15 protein-coding genes are annotated in these 18,948 nt (G+C 65.7%); 4 read left to right on the top strand and 11 right to left on the bottom strand.

All coding sequences use genetic code 11. The features are described 5' to 3' along the window. Positions 1-69: 69 nt before the first annotated feature. The gene (locus IDF66_RS16930) at positions 70-756 is read right to left on the bottom strand and encodes a response regulator transcription factor (protein WP_164306400.1); all 687 of its coding nucleotides are present in this window, start codon (positions 754-756) and stop codon (positions 70-72) included. Between the two features lie 269 nt (positions 757-1,025). On the opposite strand from IDF66_RS16930, the gene IDF66_RS16935 reads away from it, so the two are divergent. Then, entirely contained in the window at positions 1,026-5,147 is a 4,122-nt protein-coding gene (locus tag IDF66_RS16935; RefSeq protein ID WP_388000163.1) for a molybdopterin-dependent oxidoreductase, read from the top strand. A 151-nt stretch (positions 5,148-5,298) separates the two neighbouring features. Next, complete coding sequence (locus tag IDF66_RS16940; RefSeq protein ID WP_190267835.1) at positions 5,299-6,177, top strand: DUF559 domain-containing protein; 879 nt, start codon at positions 5,299-5,301, stop codon at positions 6,175-6,177. A 61-nt stretch (positions 6,178-6,238) separates the two neighbouring features. On the opposite strand, the gene IDF66_RS16945 is transcribed toward IDF66_RS16940, so the two are convergent. The 5 genes from IDF66_RS16945 to IDF66_RS16965 all read right to left on the bottom strand — a co-directional run bounded on the left by IDF66_RS16945 (position 6,239) and on the right by IDF66_RS16965 (position 12,187). Then, positions 6,239-6,541 carry a Rieske (2Fe-2S) protein gene (locus IDF66_RS16945; RefSeq protein WP_190268057.1) on the bottom strand — a complete coding sequence of 101 codons (303 nt, stop codon included), beginning with the start codon at positions 6,539-6,541 and terminating at the stop codon, positions 6,239-6,241. Positions 6,542-6,552: 11 nt separating this feature from the next. Further along, positions 6,553-9,033, bottom strand: a complete 2,481-nt coding sequence (nirB, locus tag IDF66_RS16950) for a nitrite reductase large subunit NirB (RefSeq protein ID WP_190267836.1) — start codon at positions 9,031-9,033, stop codon at positions 6,553-6,555. Continuing rightward, on the bottom strand, positions 9,033-9,380 hold the full coding sequence (locus tag IDF66_RS16955) for a molybdopterin oxidoreductase (protein WP_164306403.1): 348 nt from the start codon (positions 9,378-9,380) through the stop codon (positions 9,033-9,035). The genes nirB and IDF66_RS16955 overlap by 1 nt, the downstream gene beginning before the upstream one ends. 273 nt (positions 9,381-9,653) lie before the next feature. Then, positions 9,654-11,228 carry an FAD-dependent oxidoreductase gene (locus IDF66_RS16960; RefSeq protein WP_190267837.1) on the bottom strand — a complete coding sequence of 525 codons (1,575 nt, stop codon included), beginning with the start codon at positions 11,226-11,228 and terminating at the stop codon, positions 9,654-9,656. Then, complete coding sequence (locus IDF66_RS16965) at positions 11,228-12,187, bottom strand: AurF N-oxygenase family protein (RefSeq protein WP_190267838.1); 960 nt, start codon at positions 12,185-12,187, stop codon at positions 11,228-11,230. Before IDF66_RS16965 ends, IDF66_RS16960 begins: the two co-directional genes overlap by 1 nt. Positions 12,188-12,368: 181 nt before the next feature. On the opposite strand from IDF66_RS16965, the gene IDF66_RS16970 reads away from it, so the two are divergent. Next, positions 12,369-13,139: an SDR family oxidoreductase gene (locus tag IDF66_RS16970; protein ID WP_164306406.1), complete on the top strand. Its 771-nt coding sequence runs from the start codon at positions 12,369-12,371 to the stop codon at positions 13,137-13,139. A gap of 110 nt (positions 13,140-13,249) precedes the next feature. Here IDF66_RS16970 and IDF66_RS16975 read toward each other — a convergent pair whose 3' ends face one another. The 3 genes from IDF66_RS16975 to IDF66_RS16985 form a co-directional block, all read right to left on the bottom strand. After that, the gene (locus IDF66_RS16975; protein ID WP_190267839.1) at positions 13,250-13,876 is read right to left on the bottom strand and encodes a trimeric intracellular cation channel family protein; all 627 of its coding nucleotides are present in this window, start codon (positions 13,874-13,876) and stop codon (positions 13,250-13,252) included. 114 nt (positions 13,877-13,990) lie between these two features. Next, positions 13,991-14,164 carry a 50S ribosomal protein L32 gene (gene rpmF, locus IDF66_RS16980; protein WP_124707982.1) on the bottom strand — a complete coding sequence of 58 codons (174 nt, stop codon included), beginning with the start codon at positions 14,162-14,164 and terminating at the stop codon, positions 13,991-13,993. A gap of 175 nt (positions 14,165-14,339) precedes the next feature. Next, positions 14,340-15,107: a DUF4190 domain-containing protein gene (locus tag IDF66_RS16985; RefSeq protein ID WP_190267840.1), complete on the bottom strand. Its 768-nt coding sequence runs from the start codon at positions 15,105-15,107 to the stop codon at positions 14,340-14,342. A 128-nt stretch (positions 15,108-15,235) separates the two neighbouring features. Here IDF66_RS16985 and IDF66_RS16990 point away from each other — a divergent pair, with 128 nt between their 5' ends. Then, positions 15,236-16,183, top strand: coding sequence for an AEC family transporter (locus tag IDF66_RS16990; RefSeq protein WP_190267841.1), 948 nt, complete (start codon positions 15,236-15,238; stop codon positions 16,181-16,183). 1 nt (position 16,184) lies between these two features. On the opposite strand, the gene IDF66_RS16995 is transcribed toward IDF66_RS16990, so the two are convergent. Then, positions 16,185-16,826 (bottom strand): DUF1707 SHOCT-like domain-containing protein, encoded by a 642-nt coding sequence (locus tag IDF66_RS16995; protein ID WP_190267842.1) that lies wholly within the window; start codon positions 16,824-16,826, stop codon positions 16,185-16,187. 124 nt (positions 16,827-16,950) lie between these two features. After that, positions 16,951-18,948: a vWA domain-containing protein gene (locus IDF66_RS17000; protein WP_190267843.1), complete on the bottom strand. Its 1,998-nt coding sequence runs from the start codon at positions 18,946-18,948 to the stop codon at positions 16,951-16,953.

Genomic DNA, 18,948 nt, shown 5'->3' on the forward strand with positions numbered 1-18,948 from the left:
CGTCGCGTTTGCGCCGCAGGAACCCGCGCGACGCCGGGGACGACGCGGGGTCGGTGTGTTCGGCGAGCACTAGGGTGGCGTCTCCCGCAGCACGTAGCCCACACCCCGCACCGTGTGGATCAGCCGGTCCTCACCGTCGGCCTCGGTCTTGCGACGGAGATAGCCGACATACACCTCGAGGGCGTTGCCCGAGGTCGGGAAGTCATAGCCCCAGACCTCCTCCAAGATGCGGCTGCGCGACAGCACGCGGCGAGGGTTCGCCATCAGCATCTCCAGCAGCGCGAATTCGGTGCGTGTCAGGCTGATGCTCCGATCGCCGCGCGAGACGTCGCGGGTCACCGGGTCGAGCGTGAGGTCGGCGAAGGCGAGCGCCTCGGAATCGACGTCGTCTTCGGGGGTCGCGCGCCGTAGCAGTGCACGCAGTCGTGCCAGCAGTTCCTCGAGTGCGAACGGCTTGGGCAGGTAGTCGTCGGCGCCTGCGTCGAGGCCGGAGACGCGCTCGGAGACCGAGTCGCGGGCGGTCAACACCAATATCGGCAGGTCATCGCCCGCCGACCGCAGTCGCCGACAGACCTCGAGCCCGTCGAGCCTGGGCATCATGACGTCGAGGATCACGACGTCCGGGCGTTCCGCGACGATCTTCTCCAGGGCCTCCAGCCCGTCGGCCGCGGTGTCCACGCCGTACCCGTTGAAGGTCAACGAGCGGCGAAGCGACTCACGAACCGCCCGATCGTCGTCGACCACAAGGATGCGCATACCTACAGTCTTATCGTGAACTGCTGAGATGTGTCTGAGGACGACAAGTGTGTCGTGGAGGCCGTTGACGCAGGTACGTCGCGGGCAGATCTCGATCTCGCACCGATGATCTACGGTGCGCACAGAGATCGGCCAGGCCTGTGAGGTCAAGTTGATGGACGCGTAACTGGACGCTTCGAATCAGGAAACACGTCCGACCGACGCTGGACCATGTGAAATCCGTCGGCACCGTCCAATCGCTGTGCGCCTACTGCGGCGTGGGGTGCGGTATGGACCTGTCCGTCGGAGAATCGGGCCAGATCCTCAAGACCACCGGCCGCAAGGATCACCCGACCAACTTCGGTCGCCTGTGCACCAAGGGCTCCACCACCGCCGACATGCTCGCCGGCGGCGGTCGGCTGACCGCACCCATGGTCCGCACCGAACGCGGCACCACCGCACAACCCGGCGACCTGGACCAGGTGATCACCGACACAGCCCGTCGGCTGCGAACGATCATCGACCGACACGGACCCGACGCGGTGGCCCTCTATGTCTCCGGTCAGATGTCGATGGAGGCGCAGTACCTCTCCAACAAACTCGCCAAGGGTTTCATCGGGACCAACCAGATCGAGTCGAACTCGCGACTGTGCATGGCCAGCGCGGGCACCGGCTACAAGCAGTCCCTCGGCGCCGACGGCCCGCCGGGTTCCTACCAGGACTTCGACCACGCCGACGTCTTCTTCGTGATCGGCTCCAACATCGTCGACTGCCATCCGATCCTGCACCTGCGCATGATGGATCGCATCAAGGCCGGGGCCAAGCTCATCGTGGTCGATCCGCGCCGCACCGCCACCGCCGACAAGGCCGACCTCTTCCTACAGGTCAAGCCCGGCACCGACCTCGCGCTTCTGAACGGCCTGCTGCACCTGCTGATCACCGGCGGCCACACCGACGACGAGTTCATCGCGTCGTACACCGACGGCTTCGACCAGATGCCCGACTTCGCCGCGCAGTACCCGCCTGACCTGGTCAGGGAGATCACCGGCGTCTCCGCCGAGGATCTGCACGCCGCCGCCGGGATGATCGGTACAGCCGACAACTGGATGAGCTGCTGGACGATGGGTCTCAACCAGTCGACGCACGGCACCTGGAACACCAACGCGCTCATCAATCTTCACCTCGCGACCGGTGCGATCTGCCGACTCGGCAGCGGACCCTTCTCGCTGACCGGCCAGCCGAACGCGATGGGCGGTCGGGAGATGGGGTACATGGGACCCGGGCTACCCGGGCAGCGGGCGGTGATCTCCGACGACGACCGGTCATTCGTCGAGGCGAAGTGGGGGCTCGAGCCCGGCACCCTGCGCACCGACGTCGGGGGCGGCACCATCGACATGTTCCGCCGGATGTCGGACGGGGAGATCCGAGCCTGCTGGGTCATCTGCACCAATCCCGTTGCATCGGTGGCCAACCGGTCCACGGTCATCGCCGGCCTGGAGCGGGCGGAGCTGGTGATCACCCAGGACGCCTTCGCCGACACCGAGACCAACCTCTACGCAGATGTCGCTCTCCCGGCCGCGCTGTGGACCGAATCCGCAGGCACCATGGTCAATTCGGAGCGCAACGTGACGCTGTTCGAGCCGGCCGTCGAGCCTCCGGGACAGGCCATCCCCGACTGGCAGATCATCGCCCGGGTCGCCTGCGAGATGGGTTATGCCGACGCCTTCGGCTACGCGAGCGCCGAGGAGATCTTCGACGAGATCCGCGAGTTCGCCAATCCACGCACCGGATACGACCTGCGGGGCATGAGCTACGACGGACTGCGTCGCACGCCCATGCAATGGCCGTACCCGCCCGACGACCTCGTAGACTCACCGGACCCCCACGGCCGCAACCCGATCCGCTACCTCAACGACGGCGTGAGCCAATCGCTGCACCGCGCCGACGACGGCTCCGTCCCGGCGCTGGCGTTCGCCACCCCGTCCCGTCGCGCCCAGTTCTTTGCCCGACCTCACGTCGATCCCGTCGAGATGCCCGATGACGATCACCCCTTCCTGCTCAACACCGGTCGACTCCCGCACCAATGGCACACGATGACCAAGACCGGGCGGGTGGCGAAGCTGAACAAACTCAATCCGGGCCCCTTCGTCGAGATCCACCCCACTGATGCCGAGCGCCTCGGCATCGCTTCGCAGGATCGGGTCGAGGTGGCCTCGCGCCGGGGGCACGCCGTTCTCCCGGCATCGATCTCCGATCGTGTACGGCCCGGCAACTGCTTTGTGCCGTTCCATTGGAACGACATGTTCGGCGACGATCTCGCGATCAACGCGGTCACGTCCGACGCCGTCGACCCGATGTCGCAGCAACCCGAGTTCAAGGTGTGCGCGGTGAGCCTCACACGCGTGGCCGCCGCCGCGAGTTCCGAGAACGCGCCCACACCAGGGAGATCCACTCCGGTATCGGAAGGGCAACCTGTGATCGACACCCTCGCCGACCTCTTCGGTGTACCCGACATCGCGCCTCCGCAACCCACCCACATAGAGAAGCTCTACCTCGCAGGGATCATCGGTGGCCTACGCGCCGATCCGCCGGCCGGCGAGGTCCCGGTAGTGCCGGCCGATGCGCCGCTGGCTCCCGACACCCGCACCTGGGTGTCGGGTCTGCTGGCCGGAATGTACTCCCGCCGCGCACTTCCCACGTATGCCACCGCACCGGTCGACCGCGCTGACGATGTGGGTTCGGTGGGCGCGGTGACCGTCCTCTGGGCATCGCAGATGGGTAACGCCGAAGAGTTCGCCACCCTGTGCGCGGATCGTCTCGCCGGCACCGGTCGCCCGGTCACCACGGTCTCGATGGACGACTGCGACCCCGGTCGGCTCCCAGACAACGAGACAGTCCTGTTCGTCACGTCGACCACCGGCGACGGAGATCCACCCGACAACGGGAGCGAGTTCTGGGACGCACTGAACACCGACGACGCACCCGACCTCTCCGGCGTCCGGTACGCGGTGCTCGCCTTCGGCGACTCCAGCTACGACGACTTCTGTGGCCACGGACGCAAACTCGACGCCCGCATCGGCGAGCTGGGCGGGGCCCGGATCCTCGATCGTGTCGACTGCGAGCCCGAGTTCGAGGACACCGCGGGCAGTTGGCTCGAACAGGTTGTCGGCGCGCTGAGCACCACCGCCGACAGCAACCCGAATCCCGCCGACGGCAACAACGATCTCGCCGACAGCAACCAAACCCTGGTGTCCACCCCGGATCGCCCGAACCCCGCACCCACGGACACGCCGACGTATTCCCGCAAGAACCCCTTTGTCACCTCCCTGGCCCGCAACATCAAGCTCAACGGCTCAGGTTCGCGGAAAGATGTTCGCAACTTCGCATTTCACCTCCCGCCCAACTCGTTGACCTACCGCACCGGCGATGCCCTGGGCGTGTGGCCGCGCAACAACCCGGCCCTCATCGAGGAATGGTTGTCGGCGACCCGCCTCGACGGCGACGACGTGGTCTACCTCCCCGATGCCGGTGAGATGACACTTCGCCGAGCGCTGCGGGAACGCCTCGAGTTCGCCAAGGTGAACACCGATCTCGTCCGGTTTGTCGCGGAACGGACCGGGGACGACGACCTCCGCGACCTGACCGCCGCCGGGAACAAGACCCGCTTCGCGGAATGGAGTTGGGGGCGCCAGTCGGTCGATCTGCTGTCCGAGCACCCGGTGCGCGCGTCGACCTCCGACTGGATCGACATCCTGAAACCGTTGGCGCCTCGGTCGTATTCGATCTCGTCGAGTCCGTTGTCGAGCCCGGACGAGGTGCACCTGACGGTCTCCGCGGTCCGATACAACGTCCACGGCACGCCCCGCGGCGGCGTCTGTTCGACATTTCTCGCCGATCAGGCGCAAGGCGAGGACATCGGGATCTTCGTCAACTCCACCAACCACTTCCGGCCACCGACCGACCCCGACGCGCCGATGATCATGATCGGCCCGGGGACCGGGATCGCACCCTTCCGGGCCTTTCTCCACGAACGACAGGCGCTCGGTCACACGGGTCCGAACTGGCTGTTCTTCGGCGAGCAATATGCGGCAACGGACTTCTACTACCGGGACGAGCTGACCTCGATGCTCGCCGACGGCCTGCTCACCAGACTGGACGTGGCATTCTCGCGGGACCAGGCCTCGAAGGTCTACGTCCAGGACCGGATGCGTGAACACGGCGCCGAACTGTACCGGTGGCTACACGACGGCGCGCACATCTATGTGTGTGGCGACGCCGGACGCATGGCCAAGGACGTCGACTCCGCCCTGAAAGGCGTGGTCGCGCAGCACGGAAAGTTGGCACCCACCAGCGCCGAGGGATATGTGAAGGCGCTCGCGGCGGAGAAGCGCTACGTCCGCGACGTCTACTGAATCTGGCGACGGCTACGCGATCTGCGGCAGTCCTGTCCCCGGGTGATCGAGCGGGCGACCGTCTTGTGCACAGTCTCTTCGTTGTCCACAGAAGGACAATTGCGAGGGTTACCGCAGGCCACCGAGGTCGTCGAGGTGCGACCCTGCCGGAATGGATCGATTCGATTGCGCTGGTGTGCTGGCGGCCGGCTTCGGCGTCGCCTCATGGAAGCAACTCCGTTGCGCGGGTATGACCCGTACCGAACTCCGCACCGCTGTCAGGAATGCCGACCTGCGCTGTGTGCGACGCGGTTGGTACGCGACGCCCTGGGCGAACCGAGATGTCGTGACGGCGGTATCGGAGGGCGGCGTTCTCAGCTGTCTGTCCGCACTTCGACTCCACGAGGTATGGGTGCCCGGCTCATCGGAGACCGTCCATGTGCGCGCCCGCGCGAGCGCTCATCGTGGTGTCCACACGACATTCTGCGAACAGTACGGCAGACCGGAATCAGAACTGTGCAGCATCGATGAGCTGACGGTCGCGCTCCGTCATGCACTCAAGTGCCTCGACGACGAAGGCATCGTGGTGGTCTGCGATTCGATCCTCAATCAGCAACTACTCGACCTCTCCGACCTCGACGTCCAGTTCCGGTCGGCCCCGGTACGCGTCCGGCGGCTACTCGACCGATGCGATGAGCAGGCACAGTCGGGTACCGAATCGATGACCCGATTACGCCTCCGCTCCCGTGGGATCGGAGTTCGATCACAGGTCACCATTCCCGGAGTCGGCATCGTCGACCTCGTTGTCGGCACCTCGTTGATCATCGAGGTCGACGGCTACGAAACCCACAGCAGCAAGGAGCAGTTCGAGAAAGATCGCGAGCGCGACAGAAAGGCCGTCGAGCTCGGGTACATCGTCATCAGACTGACATACCACCAGGTGGTCCACGAATGGACGGACGTCGAGGACACGATCATGGACCTCATTCGTCGACGCGAGCACCGCAAGCCGGTGGTCGAGCGGAGCGAACTTGTCTCAGATGACACCTGAGCAGATCGCCGAGCCAGATATCTCCTCCCCGTCGCGCTCCGGTGTCATCTGGGACAACGCCTCACACCCACACCACCACCTGGCCGTCGCGATCCTCCACCCGGTGAACCGCCACCGCCCCGATTCCCTCGGAAGCGCACCCGCCGTTCGTGAATCGAAAGGCGTACTGGTGCAACGGACACACGATCTGCCCCAGGTCGAACTGTCCGTCGGCAAGGGGACCTCCGTTGTGCGGGCACACCGCATCGGTGGCACGAAGTGTCCCGTCGGTCATCCGGAACACCGCGATCTGCCGATCGCCGACGGCATACGCCCGCCCTTCACCCGGCTGGAGATCCTCCGTCGGTCCGACCACCACCCCCATGTCGACGCGGGTCACCGGACCGGCACCCTCGGTAAGGGGAGCAACGGCAACGAGGGCGTGAACTGGGCGGGCGACTTCGGTTCCTCGCGATCGAGCCACGGGTCGACGTAACCGGCCACCGCTTCGTCGATCCGCTCCTGGAGACCGGCCACGAGGCCGTCACGGTCGTCGACGATGATCGCGCGGAGCTCCTCGATACCCACCCGCGGCACCCACGCGTAGGTCCGCTCCAGCCACTTCCCCTGCTCGCGGTAGTACTGGATGAAGATGCCGCACAGGCGGATCACTTCGTCTGGCGATTCCGCCGTGGCCAGCAGGTCGCCCTTGCGGATGTGCGCCCCGGCCGCGCCTCCGACGTAGATCTCCCAGCGACCGTCGCCCACCGCGACCACCCCGAAGTCCTTGCACAACGCCTCGGCACAGTTACGGGGACAGCCGGTGACCGCCAGCTTCAGCTTGGCCGGCGACTCCAGTCCCTGATATCGCGTCTCGATGTCGATTCCCAGCTGCGTCGAGTCGCCGAGACCGAAGCGGCAATAGTCGGTTCCCACACAGGTTTTGACTGTCCGGAACGACTTGCCGTAGGCATAACCCGACGGCATGTCCAGGTCCTGCCAGACCTTCGGCAGATCCTCCTTCTTCACCCCGAGGAGATCGATCCGCTGTCCGCCGGTGGCCTTGATCATCGGGATGTCGTACTTCTCCGCGACATCGGCGATCCGACGCAACTGCTGCGGCGACGTCACGCCGCCCTTCATCTGCGGCACCACCGAGAAGGTGCCGTCGCGCTGGATGTTGGCATGCACGCGGTCGTTGACGAAGAGCGCACCCGGCTCCCGTTTCCAGTCGGCACCCCAGACCACGCGCAGCAGCGAGGCCAGCGGCATCTTGGCGGAGGCGTCCTCACCTCCCGGTGCCAGCGCAACGAAGACGTCGGACACCGACCGGAGATCCTGTCGACGGATCGCGTCGATGAGTTCGGGCTTGGTCAGCGGGATCGCGGGCACATACCAGTCGGCCGACACGTCGGCGGTCAGCGCGTCCCCCGCCGCGAACTCGACGATGTCGGCGACCAGGGGTTTGCAGGAGCCGCAGCCCTTCCCGGCCCGTGTGGTCGCGCACACCTCGCTCACGCTGGTGCAACCGCCCCGCACACACCCGACGATGTCGCCTTTGGTGACACCGTTGCAATTGCAGACCTGAACGTCGTCGGCGAGTTCGGCAGCGCCCGTCGCCGTGCTGGGTGTACCCATGTCGAACAGCATCGAGATGCGCTCATCCGGCAGCGGCACCTTCTCGTCGAACGCCTGCGTGAGGAAGTTCGCCTTGGAGATGTCGCCGAGCAGCATCGCGCCGATCAGTTTGTTGTCGCGCACCACGACACTCTTGTAGGTACCACTGCGTGGTTCGTAGAACTGGACGAACTCGTCATCGTCACGTTCGGGTCCCTTGACGCCCATCGCCGCCACATCGACCCCGGCCACCTTCAGCTTGGTGGTCAATCGCGAACCATGGTATTCCGCATCCGGATTCGCACCCGTGATGACGTCGGCGAGCACCACCGCCTGTTCCCAGAGCGGCGCAACCAGTCCGTACACCTCGCTGCGATGCTGGGCACACTCCCCGACTGCGAAGATGAAACCCTCGTCCTCACAACGCATCTGGTCGTCGACGACGATACCCCTTTCGACGACGAGCCCCGCCCGCCGGGCGAGATCGACATTGGGACGGATACCGGCCGTCACCACGATCATGTCCCCCGGCAGCGATTGGTCGTCGGCGAAGCCCACGCCTGCTACCGTCCCGTCGTCGTTGCGCAGGACCGCGGTGGTCCGCTTTCCCGTGTGCACGCCGACGCCGAGTTCTTCGATCTTGTTGCGCAGCACCCTCCCGCCGCGTTCGTCGAGCTGCTGGTTCATCAGGTGACCCGGTGAATGGACCACGTCGACCTCCACGCCCTGGGTCTTCAGGCCGTACGCGGCCTCCAGCCCGAGCAGGCCACCACCGATGACCACCGCGCGCACATCGTCGCGGGCGGTCGCCATCTGCAGCATTCCGTTGGTGTCCTCGATGGTCCGGAAACCGAACACGCCGCGCGCGAGTCGCCCGTCCGGTTCCCGCAGTCCGTCCATGTTGGGAAAGAAGGTGTTCGAACCGGTCGCGACGATCAGCACGTCGAACGCGATCAACCGGCCGCTGGCACAGGTCACCGTCTTGGCGAAACGATCGATGGCGTCGGCGCTGTCGCCGCTGTAGAGCGTGACGTCGTTCTCCCGGTACCACGCCATCGGGTTCAGCATCAGATCGTCGTCGTCGAGTGCCGTCTCACCGGAGAGGACGTGGCTCAACATGATCCGGTTGTAGTTGCCGTAGGGTTCGTCGCCGATCATCGTCACGTCGAACAGATCCGCACCCCCGCGGGCCAGGATCTCCTCGACCGTCCGCGCGCCGGCCATACCGTTGCCGACGACAACGAGCTTGCGTTTCGGCATCAGAAGACGACCATCCCGAAATCGATGACGACTTCGCCGGCCGCACCTTCAGGCGCTGCCAGCACCAATTCGAGCGTCGAGTCCGGGTCGACGTCCTCGACGACCCGTAACGGCACGTTCACCGATGCCTTCGCCCCCATCGGGAAGATCCGCATGGGCTTGCCGTCGCGTGTCAGGGTGACATAGATCAGCTCGTCGGAACTGTTACCGCCCCGGAAGTAGAGCGGCTGTGCCGTCAGCCCGGACGGCACCACGAAGGTCAGCGACGGATCGACCGGGCCCGGCTTGGTGAGTCCGGTGCCGGTGAACGCGAAGACGCCTTGCAGGAACCGCGGTGTGCTGGACATGTATGCCACTATCGCGACCGCGCGTGACTCATTGCTTGCCTCGGTGTTACAAGGCGATTGTCAGGACCTCACCGGACATCCGGAGGTGAGTGATCTGGGGTGACCTTGATCTCGATACGCCCTCACTCCGTTCGGGCTACTCGATCAGCGGCGGTTCGCCGATCGACCAGCGGCGCCTCTCCGCCGACCGACCAGCCCGCCAGCCGCGCCTCTCCGCCGATCGAGTAGCCCACGAGCGAAGCGAGCGTGCGTATCGAGATCCACAATCCAGCGCTAGCGCTTACGCCAGCCCGCGGCGCCGACCATCTCGGCGACGTCGGTGTATTTGACCCTGGGCCGGCCCTGCGGGAGGCCACGACGCCGCTCACTCGCGTCGATGGCCCGCATCCCGCGATATCCGATCACATGTCGCGCCCGTTTGCGCACCAGCGCGGCGAACGCCTTGGACTCCGTGGTCGTTCGCTCGAGTCGACCGCCTGCGGCATCCCGGATGAAGTCCTCGACCGTCGACTCGGCGCACACCTTGTTGGTGCCGATGCCACCGCTCGGACCCCGCTTTGCCCATCCGAGGACATAGGCGCCCGGGATCACGGTGCCGTCGTCGTCGAGCATCCGGCCGTCGGTGTTCGGGAACACGCCACGCTCGTGGTCAAAGGGCAGTCCGGCGATCGGAGTCGACCGGTAGCCGATGGATCGCACCATGAGATCGGCGGCAACGGTGTGTCGGGTGCCGCCGGTCTGCACCGTCACGCCCTCCACACGTTGATCCCCGACGATCTCGTCGGGCGAGGTGTGGAAGAGGAAGACGATGCGACGCTTGCTCCGGTCGGCGGGCCCCCGCAGATCCGGGGCATCCGCCGACGGATCGTCGTGGACGACGATCTCGACTCCCGGAATGGTCGACAACGCACGATATTCCGCCGATGTATACGCAGCGCTCGCCTGATCACGACGCCCCAGCACCACGACTTCGTGGATGTTCTGCTGCTCGAGGATCCGCAATGCACGATCGGCGATGTCGGTGGTGGCGAGGAGTTCCGGCGGCGAGACCAGGATGCGCGCGACGTCGAGCGCGACATTGCCCGTGCCGACCACCACGGCGCGACCGGTGCCGTCGACGGGAAGCGGCGGCGCCTCCTTGCCGGGAACCGCGTTGTACCAGGCCACGAGATCGGTCGCCGACGTCGAACCCGGCAGATCCTCGCCGGGGATGCCCAGTCGACGCGACTCACTCGCGCCGACGGCATAGAACACGGCGTCGAAATGTTGCGCCAGTTCGGCCGGGGTCACCTGCCCGGGTTCGGTACCGACCTCGACATTGGTCGCCATGGTGACGCGCGGATCGCGGTAGAGCAGATCGAACCCGCGCAGCACTCCCTTGGTGCCGGGATGATCAGGCGCCACACCGGCACGAACCAGCCCGCCCGGCGTCGGCAACTTGTCGATGACCGTCACGTCGGCCTCGGTCCGGTCCAGGATCGTCCGGAGCGCATAGCCCCCTGACGGCCCGGTCCCGACCAGCGCAACTCGCAGTCCCGCAGGCAGTTTCGGGATCTCCGGGTATTCGACCTGGTTCCACCCCGAGGTGATGTCGGTGTTCTTCTTGTAGAAATCCGCGTTGATTTCGATGAACACCTTGTCGCGGGTACCGAGCTTGTCGGCGGGGTAGATCGCATCCACCGGGCAGGCATCTGCACAGGCGCCGCAGTCGATGCACGCCTCCGGATCGATGTGCAGGATGTCGGAACTGCCGAAACCGCGTTCCTCGGGAGTCGGGTGGATACAGTTCACCGGACATACAGACACGCACGCTGCGTCGCTGCAGCAGGACTGGGTGATGACGAACATCAGAGCATGTTCGCTTTCCGGTAGTAGTGCATCGCCGGACGGGTCAGCAGTCCGACCTCGTCGAGGAACTCCATCAGGTGCGCGCAACTGCTGCGGATCATCGACTGGAAATGTGAGTTCGAGTTCATCTCCGCGACTGCACGCTCCGCGTCGAGCCCGGCATCGGCGAACGCCTTCTTCTGCACGAGGCTCGTCACGATCATGTACGCCGCCAGGGAGACGTAGAGCGCACTGAACTGGCGGCGCGCAAAGCCAACACCCTCCATCGACTCGCGCACCTCTTCACGCGCGAACTTCATGTGGCGCGACTCCTCGAGCACGTGGATCTCGTTGATGGTCCGAATGAAGTCGAGCACGCGATCATCACGCATGCAGCCGCGCTGGAAGACGTCGAGCACCTCCTCCGCGACGAGAATCCCGGCGTAGGCGATCTCGTTCTTTGCGGTGCGCTTGAACAGTTTGCCGAGACGTCCCACGGTCTTGGTGGGGCGGTAGGACGTGCCGACCATCTTCTGCGACGCCTTGGCGAACATGATCGAATGCCGGCACTCGTCGGCGACCTCGGTGAGTGCGAACTGGAACTCCGGGTCGTGATAGGCGCCGAGATACTGATCGCGGATGACCATCTCCTGCAAGATCATCTCGAACCAGATGCCGATGTTCATGATCGACGCGAACTCGTGACGGGTCACCGAGATGCGCTGTTCCTCGGTCAGCTCGTCCCAGTAGGCCGTCCCGTACAGCGACGACCACTCCGGACTGCAGCCGTACTTCGTCGGATCCATCGGTTCCGACCAGTCGATCTCGGTCATCGCGTTCCGGGAGAGACGCGCAGCCGACGCCAGGAGGCGCTCGGAGACCTCGTTGGCCCCCTGGTCACGCATGCTCACGACGTTGTCCGGGCGAGCTTGATCCGGCGTGCCGCCGTCGCTCTGCGTCCGTTCCATCGCTGCAGTCATCGGATTCGACCTCCAGGTCGTCGGTGAACAACTGTTCTTTCTTGACAATGAGCACTGTTATGACAATGCGTGTTGTCAAGATAGCATCGGGGTGTGAGGGAGTAAACAGGCTCCGGCCTATACTGACCGGTAACTTAGCGTCGATATCCCTTCTCAACTGGGCAAAGGCAGGAGAACACACATGTCATCGATCTTCATTTCCGGCGGTGCGGCGGGTATCGGATTGGCCACCGCCGAGCGCTTCGACCGGGAGGGCTGGACGGTCGGTGTCTACGACGTCTCGGACGATGCGCTGTCGAAGGTGCAGGCGAATCACCCCGACTGGATCGTCGGAAAGCTCGACGTGCGCGACCACGAGCAGTGGGCCGAGGCGCTCGCCGACTTCACCTCCCACACCGACGGCCGTCTCGACGTGCTCGACAACAACGCGGGCATCCTCGTCGAGGGGCCCCTGCACGAGATCTCACCCGACGCCGTGCGACGTCAGATCGACATCGATGCCCTCGGCGTGGCCCTGGGAGCTCAAGCGGCGTTTCCGTACTTGAAGGCGACACCGGGTGCGCACCTGGTCAACATCGCCTCGGCCTCGGCGATCTACGGCCAGCCCGGTATCGCCACCTACAGCGCCACCAAGTTCTTCGTCGGCGGCCTGACCGAGGCCCTGGAACTGGAATGGGAGCGCGACGACATCCGGGTCGTCGGCATCTGGCCGCTGTGGGCGAAGACCGCACTCGCCGACAACGACGCCAAGTCGACAAAGACTCTCGGCGTGCGGATCACCCCCGAGCAGGTCGCCGAGAAGGTCTGGGAGTCAGTGCATCCGACCCGGCAGGACAAACTCCTGCACCGCACCAGCTACTCGGTGGGGGCGCAGACGCTGTTCCTCGGCAACGCCGCGAAGTTCATCCCGAACTTCCTCAACCGGGCCGTCAACAAGTACATCGCCCAGTAGGACCAGCCACCGTTGAACGTCCTCGAGTAGGGGCGGCACGGCCGGCAGCCGGCGACGGAACCGTCACACGTCGATCGGTCTGATCAGCGCGGCTCAATTACTCGAGACGGTCAGTGTCGACGCCACAGACCGCTCGGCGCGGTCGGCAGCTGCAAGCCGAACACCAGTCCCGTGATCCGCAGGCCGGTGGCGACCACGGTGCCGACCACCAGCCATATCCAGGTGGGTGCCGACGAACAGGTGGCGCCGACGCCGACGACCCCGGCTCCGAGGAGGGCCGGTACCGCGTAGAGATCGGCGGGTTGCAGCAACAACGGGATCTCGTTGGCGAGGACATCGCGCAGGATGCCGCCGCCCACCGCTGTCAACAGCCCGATGAGGGTGGCGGCGAATGCGCTCGCGTGCTGGTCGATCGCGATGGATGCACCGCTGGTGGCGAACAGGCCCATCCCGATCGCATCCAGCAGCAGGACGCTGCGGCGTAGCTCGGAGAAGGCCGGGTGGAAGAAGAAGACCACGAGACTTGCCGAGGTGGCGACGACGATCGGCGGCCAGTTCTGGATCGAGGTCGGTGGTGTGATCCCGAGCAGGACGTCGCGGAGGATGCCGCCACCGACGCCGGTCAGTGCTCCGACGGTCAGAATGCCCCAGAGATCGAAATCCTTGCGCACACCCAGCAGGGCACCGGATGCGGCGAACACGACGATCCCGATGTCGTTGAGGATGTCTTGCAGCACCCGATCATGGTGTCAGCAGCAGGTGAGCACAACAACGACCGCCCCGGCGGGCCGGGGCGGTCGTTGTGAAAGTATTCGCGGCTTCGACGTGATGTCGAAGTCAGCGAGATGCGCTCAGCGGCGATCCAGGTCGATGATGCCGGCCTTGGCCGCCTTCACGAGACGACGCGGAATGCGCTGTGCGACTCCGTTCACCTTCACCTCTTGCAATGCCGGGTTGTCCGCTTTCCACTGCGAACGACGGCTGCGGGTGTTCGCCCGCGACATCCGGCGCTTGGGTACAGCCATGGTTGAGCCCTCTCCTACGTGCGAGTCTGTGGGGACCGTCCGGCATGACTGCCGGTAGGTCCCGTCGATCCGTGCGCCCGGACTGTCACAGCTTTCGAGCCGGTCAGGCGCGGCACACAACCTCCCCAGACTACCGGCCCGCGGCCCAAGCACCAAAACGTCGTTCCCGCCGGGTCTAGGACGACGTGGCGAACGCTCCGATGATCAGCACGATCAGCGCGATCAGCAGGAAGATCACCACCAAGGCGATGGAGATCCAGCCGAGGATGACTCCGGCCTTGGCCATGCCCTCGCCGTCCTGCGTTCCCGCCGAGGCCTCGATCTCATCGCGGGCCGAGTTGCCCAGGATCACCGCAACCACACCGAACACACCAGGACAGACGAGGAAGGATCCGATACCACAGATCAGAGCCGCGATCGCCTTGCCGTTGGTCTGACGGATCCCCGGGTAGCCCGCGCCGTAGGGTGCCCCGTACTGCGGTGGTGCCCCGTACTGCGGCGTGCCGTACTGGGGTGCCGAGCCGTACTGGGGCGATGCCCCGTACTGCGGTCCCGAGCCGTACTGCGGAGTCGTTCCATGCTGCGGTCCCGAGCCGTACTGGGGCGATGCCCCGTATTGCTGTGCCGAGCCGTATTGCTGTGCCGAACCGTACTGCTGTGCCGAACCGTACTGCGGGGTCGTCCCGTATCCGGTCGTGTCACCTTGCCCGGACCCCGTTCCGTATCCGGACTCCGGCCCGTACTGGGATCCCGCGCCGGACTGGGATCCGGCGCCGTGTTGCGGGCCGGCGCCGTACGATTGCCAGCCCTCGGGATGGGGTGCCTGGGACTCCGGCGGTGTGGCCCGGTCGGTTGCGGGTGACCGATCGGTCACCGGCTCGGTCTGGTCACCGGCCTCGTGATCGTCCTGTGGATTCTGGGGGCCGTCGGTCGGATTCGTCATCGAATGGTCCTTTCCACGATGCCCAGCGTATGCGAACGGATGGGTCATCAGATCCGGGTCAGCGGCGACCCACCACCGATGGGGCACCTGCGAACGTCGTGTCCCGCCTGGTGAATACACTCGGCCCGGTGTCAGGCGTGGTCTCGGGCTTCACCGTCATCTTCATCATGGTGGGGATCGGCTACCTGTTGGGGCGTACCCGTGTGCTCGGCGACAGCGCCCACGAGGTGTTGTCCCGGCTCGTCTTCTTCGTGTGCACACCCGCCCTGCTGTTCCACTCGCTGATCACGTCGGACCTGTCCGTCATCTTCTCGACGACGCTGGTCATCGCCGGTGGCAGCGCACTCGCCATCGGCGTGATCTACGTGGTGGTCGCACGGTTGTGGCTTCGAGCCGAGATCCCCGAGCTCGCGATCGGCGGCCTCGCGTCGTCGTACGTGAACAGCGTGAACCTCGGCCTTCCGATCGCCATCTTCGTCCTCGACGACGCGTCGTTCATCGCGCCTCTCCTGCTGTTCCAGATCCTGGTGTACTCGCCGATGGCCTTGATCACCCTCGACCTCACGGTCACCGATCCGGCGACCGGGACGGCACCACGTACGTCCACTGTCCGAGATGCCGTGGTCGCGCCCCTGACCAACCCGATCGTCGTCGGCGGTGTGGCCGGACTGGTGATCTCCGCGGTCGGCTGGATGCCGCCCGCCGCGATCATGGAGCCGATGAAGATGTTGGGCAACGCGTCGGTGCCCGGCGCCCTGCTCGCGTTCGGACTGTCGTTGACCGGCGTCGCCGTCTTCAAGAAGGGCCAGAGCCCCCGCCGGGCGATCGCGCTGGCCTCGGTCCTCAAGGTGGTGGCGATGCCCGCGCTTGTCTACGTCGTGGCCCGGTGGGGATTCGGTGAAACGGGTCATCAGTTGTTCGCCCAGGTGGTGATCGCCGCTCTGCCGACAGCCCAGAATGTCCTCGTCTACGCGACACGGTATCGACGAGGGCAGATCATGGCCCGCGACACCGCGTTGATCACCACGCTGGCGTCCATTCCGGTGATCGGGGTGATCGCCTTTCTGCTCGCGTGAGCTAGGACGGTGTCCGCTGTTTGCGGTCCTTGCGCTTGACCTCGACGCCGCCCATCAACGCGAACCCGACGACACGGACCGTCGGCGCACCCGGCATGCCCGGTCCCGACGCACGGCCACCGAATCCGCCCATGATCGGCCAGCCGTTGACCTCGACGGCGACATCGGGTGGCACGGTGATGTCGACGGCCCCCATGATCGCGGTACAGCGGATGGTGAGGACCGCAGCGGTGAATTCGGCCTCCCTGAGGTCGATCTCCACGGAGCCCATGATCGCGGTGGCCGTGATGGAGTCCGCCACCACGACGGTGCCCTTGATCTCCGCGGCCGACATCAGCGCGAATCGATGTGCCACCGGTGAGCGCCCCGAGCCCGGGACGACCCGACTGACGGAGGGTTCACCGACGAACGGCATCGGCACCCCGAGTTGCCCAACCGGGAGATCGTCGGTGAGCTCGTCGAGCTCACCGAACGTCTTTGCCGAGACGGCCTTCCCCGCGCGTTCCTCGTACTCGGCAGGCGAGAGGCTGCCACTGGCCATCGCGGCGGACAGGATCTGGTGCACGAGTTCACGATCGGTGTCGGCGGCCCGCAGACGAGCTCGGCGGTCGTCGGGGGCCGGTAGATCCTCGGGGGTTGTCACAGGGTTCGAGCCTAGTGGGCGTCCACGGGCGCGACCACCCTGATTTTCGCCGTTTGCCAGACCGGGATCACCCTACTGGCCAGGCACCCAGGAAACCCTGATCCGCCACCCTGAGAAGCTCGATTCATCGTCGATGGCCGCGCCGCGATCGCAGGTAGTCCCCGACGACAGCGGCTCCGAGTCCGTCGACGTCCGGCGCGACCACACGGCCACCGATCCGGCGGGCGATCTGATCCATGAAATGCGCCAACCCGGGATCCTCGCCGAGCCGGAAGAACGTCACCTGCGCCCCGAGCCGCGACACATGGTCGAGTTCGCGGACGGTGACCGCAATCGTCTGCGGGTGTGGCGGATAGAAGAAGAACGGTTCGCCGCTGGGATCGAGATGCGCCGTCGGTTCGCCGTCGGTGACGACGAGGACCACCGGTTGCGCATTCGGGAACCGGCGGAGGTGACGCTGGGCGAGCAGCAGGGCGTGATGCAGGTTGGTCCCCTGCTCCATCCGCGGCTGCAGCCCGGTCAGCTCGGCGATGTCGATGGACCTGGCATACCTGCCGAATGCGATGAGATGCAGTTCGTCGCTGCGGAAGCGCGTGGAGATCAGGTGATTGAGCGCGATGGCGGTGCGCTTCATGGGCGTCCACCGGCCCTCCATCTCCATCGAGAACGAGGTGTCCACCAGCAGCACGACGGCGGCCTGCGTGCGGGCCTCGGTCTCGGCGACCTCCACGTCGCGGACGTCGATACGCACGCCGCCCCGGGCCATCTCCGCCGACATCAGCGACGGCTCGTCACTCTCTGAAACGGTGCGCAACACCGCGTTCGACACCGTACGGGTCACGTCCCAGGGGTCGGTGTCGCCGAACTCCCATTCGCGCGAGGCCCCCGTCGGCTCCCCGAGGGCACCGGTTCGGCGGGTCTGCCGGTCTCCGCGTCCCGACAGTTGCTCGGCGATGTCGCGGAAGATCGACTCTCCGAGCTGCCGCATGGCCTTCGGACTCAGCCGCAATTGTCCGTCCGAGGTGCGATCGAAGAATCCCTCCTCGGACAAGGCCTTCTCCAGTTCGGCGAGGCGTTGCGCGTCGACCGCGGCCTCGTCGCCGAGCTGGCGGGCCAGGGCATCGAGGTCGAGGTCGTCCATCTGAGCACCGGCGTATTGCTGGGACAGCTGCTCGCTGAGAGCCTCCAGCTCGGAAATGTCACGCAAGGCGGCGGCCCCCTGCCCCAGGCCCATCTGCTGCTCGCCCGAGAATGACTGCGCGTTGTCCCAGTCGAGACCCGGCCTCGCCTCACGCAGTGCCGAATCCATCTGCGACAGCTGGCTCATCAGCTCCGGCGATCCGAAAGCCTGCTGGGCCAGCTGATCCAGTTCCGCGCGTTGTTCGGGTGTCAGCGAGTTGTAGAACTGCTGAGCCGCGGCAGCACGCTGCGCCAGCGAATCGATGAGTTCGGATGTGTTACGGGGATTCTCCGGAAAGAAGTCCCCGTGCTTGCCCATGAACTCGTCGAACTGCTCGGTGGTGTCCTCACCGCGGTTGTGCGCATCGAGCAACTCGTTGAGATCGGAGAGCATCTCCGAGATACGTTGCCGGTCCTGCTCATTCGCGCCTTCCAGGGCTTCCTTCATCCCCGCGAAACGCTGGTCGAGGAGTTCGCGCCCGAGCAGATCCTTGATCTTCTCGTAGTCCTCCCGCGCCTGCGGGCTGCGCCAATCGTATTCCGACAGTTCCTCAACGGCCTGCGCGGTCGACGGGGGAAGACTGCCGATCTGCATCTCCTTGAACCGCGCGTCGTCGTCGAGGTCGCGCGCGAGTTGCTTGCGCTCCTCGAGGACCGCACGGTCGAGAAGCTCGCGGATCTCGGCGAAGGTACCGTCGAGATTCCGCTGCTTCAGCAACTCCTGACGACGGCGTTCGGCTTGCTCGCGGAGCTTGTCCAGCCCTCGCATGTCCGGCGTACCGCGACGGAGGAACTCTCGCAGGGCACGCTGCGGCGAGGTGCCGGCCATGACGTCGTCGCCGATGTCCCGCAACGCTTCCCGGAGGTCGACCGGCGGAGCCAGCGGATCCGGGCCACCGACATAACGCTGATACCGCGATCGGTGGAAACTCTTGTGCACCAT

This window comes from Gordonia hankookensis, assembly GCF_014673215.1.
Classification (GTDB): Bacteria; Actinomycetota; Actinomycetes; order Mycobacteriales; family Mycobacteriaceae; genus Gordonia; species Gordonia hankookensis.

Bases quoted from the DNA above. Each gene is read 5' to 3' on its own strand.
- IDF66_RS16930 (WP_164306400.1), bottom strand. From the start codon at position 756: ATGCGCATCCTTGTGGTCGACGACGATCGGGCGGTTCGTGAGTCGCTT.
- IDF66_RS16935 (WP_388000163.1), top strand. From the start codon at position 1,026: ATGGACCTGTCCGTCGGAGAATCGGGCCAGATCCTCAAGACCACCGGC.
- IDF66_RS16940 (WP_190267835.1), top strand. From the start codon at position 5,299: ATGGATCGATTCGATTGCGCTGGTGTGCTGGCGGCCGGCTTCGGCGTC.
- IDF66_RS16945 (WP_190268057.1), bottom strand. From the start codon at position 6,541: ATGGGGGTGGTGGTCGGACCGACGGAGGATCTCCAGCCGGGTGAAGGG.
- nirB (WP_190267836.1), bottom strand. From the start codon at position 9,033: ATGCCGAAACGCAAGCTCGTTGTCGTCGGCAACGGTATGGCCGGCGCG.
- IDF66_RS16955 (WP_164306403.1), bottom strand. From the start codon at position 9,380: ATGTCCAGCACACCGCGGTTCCTGCAAGGCGTCTTCGCGTTCACCGGC.
- IDF66_RS16960 (WP_190267837.1), bottom strand. From the start codon at position 11,228: ATGTTCGTCATCACCCAGTCCTGCTGCAGCGACGCAGCGTGCGTGTCT.
- IDF66_RS16965 (WP_190267838.1), bottom strand. From the start codon at position 12,187: ATGACTGCAGCGATGGAACGGACGCAGAGCGACGGCGGCACGCCGGAT.
- IDF66_RS16970 (WP_164306406.1), top strand. From the start codon at position 12,369: ATGTCATCGATCTTCATTTCCGGCGGTGCGGCGGGTATCGGATTGGCC.
- rpmF (WP_124707982.1), bottom strand. From the start codon at position 14,164: ATGGCTGTACCCAAGCGCCGGATGTCGCGGGCGAACACCCGCAGCCGT.
- IDF66_RS16985 (WP_190267840.1), bottom strand. From the start codon at position 15,107: ATGACGAATCCGACCGACGGCCCCCAGAATCCACAGGACGATCACGAG.
- IDF66_RS17000 (WP_190267843.1), bottom strand. From the start codon at position 18,948: ATGGTGCACAAGAGTTTCCACCGATCGCGGTATCAGCGTTATGTCGGT.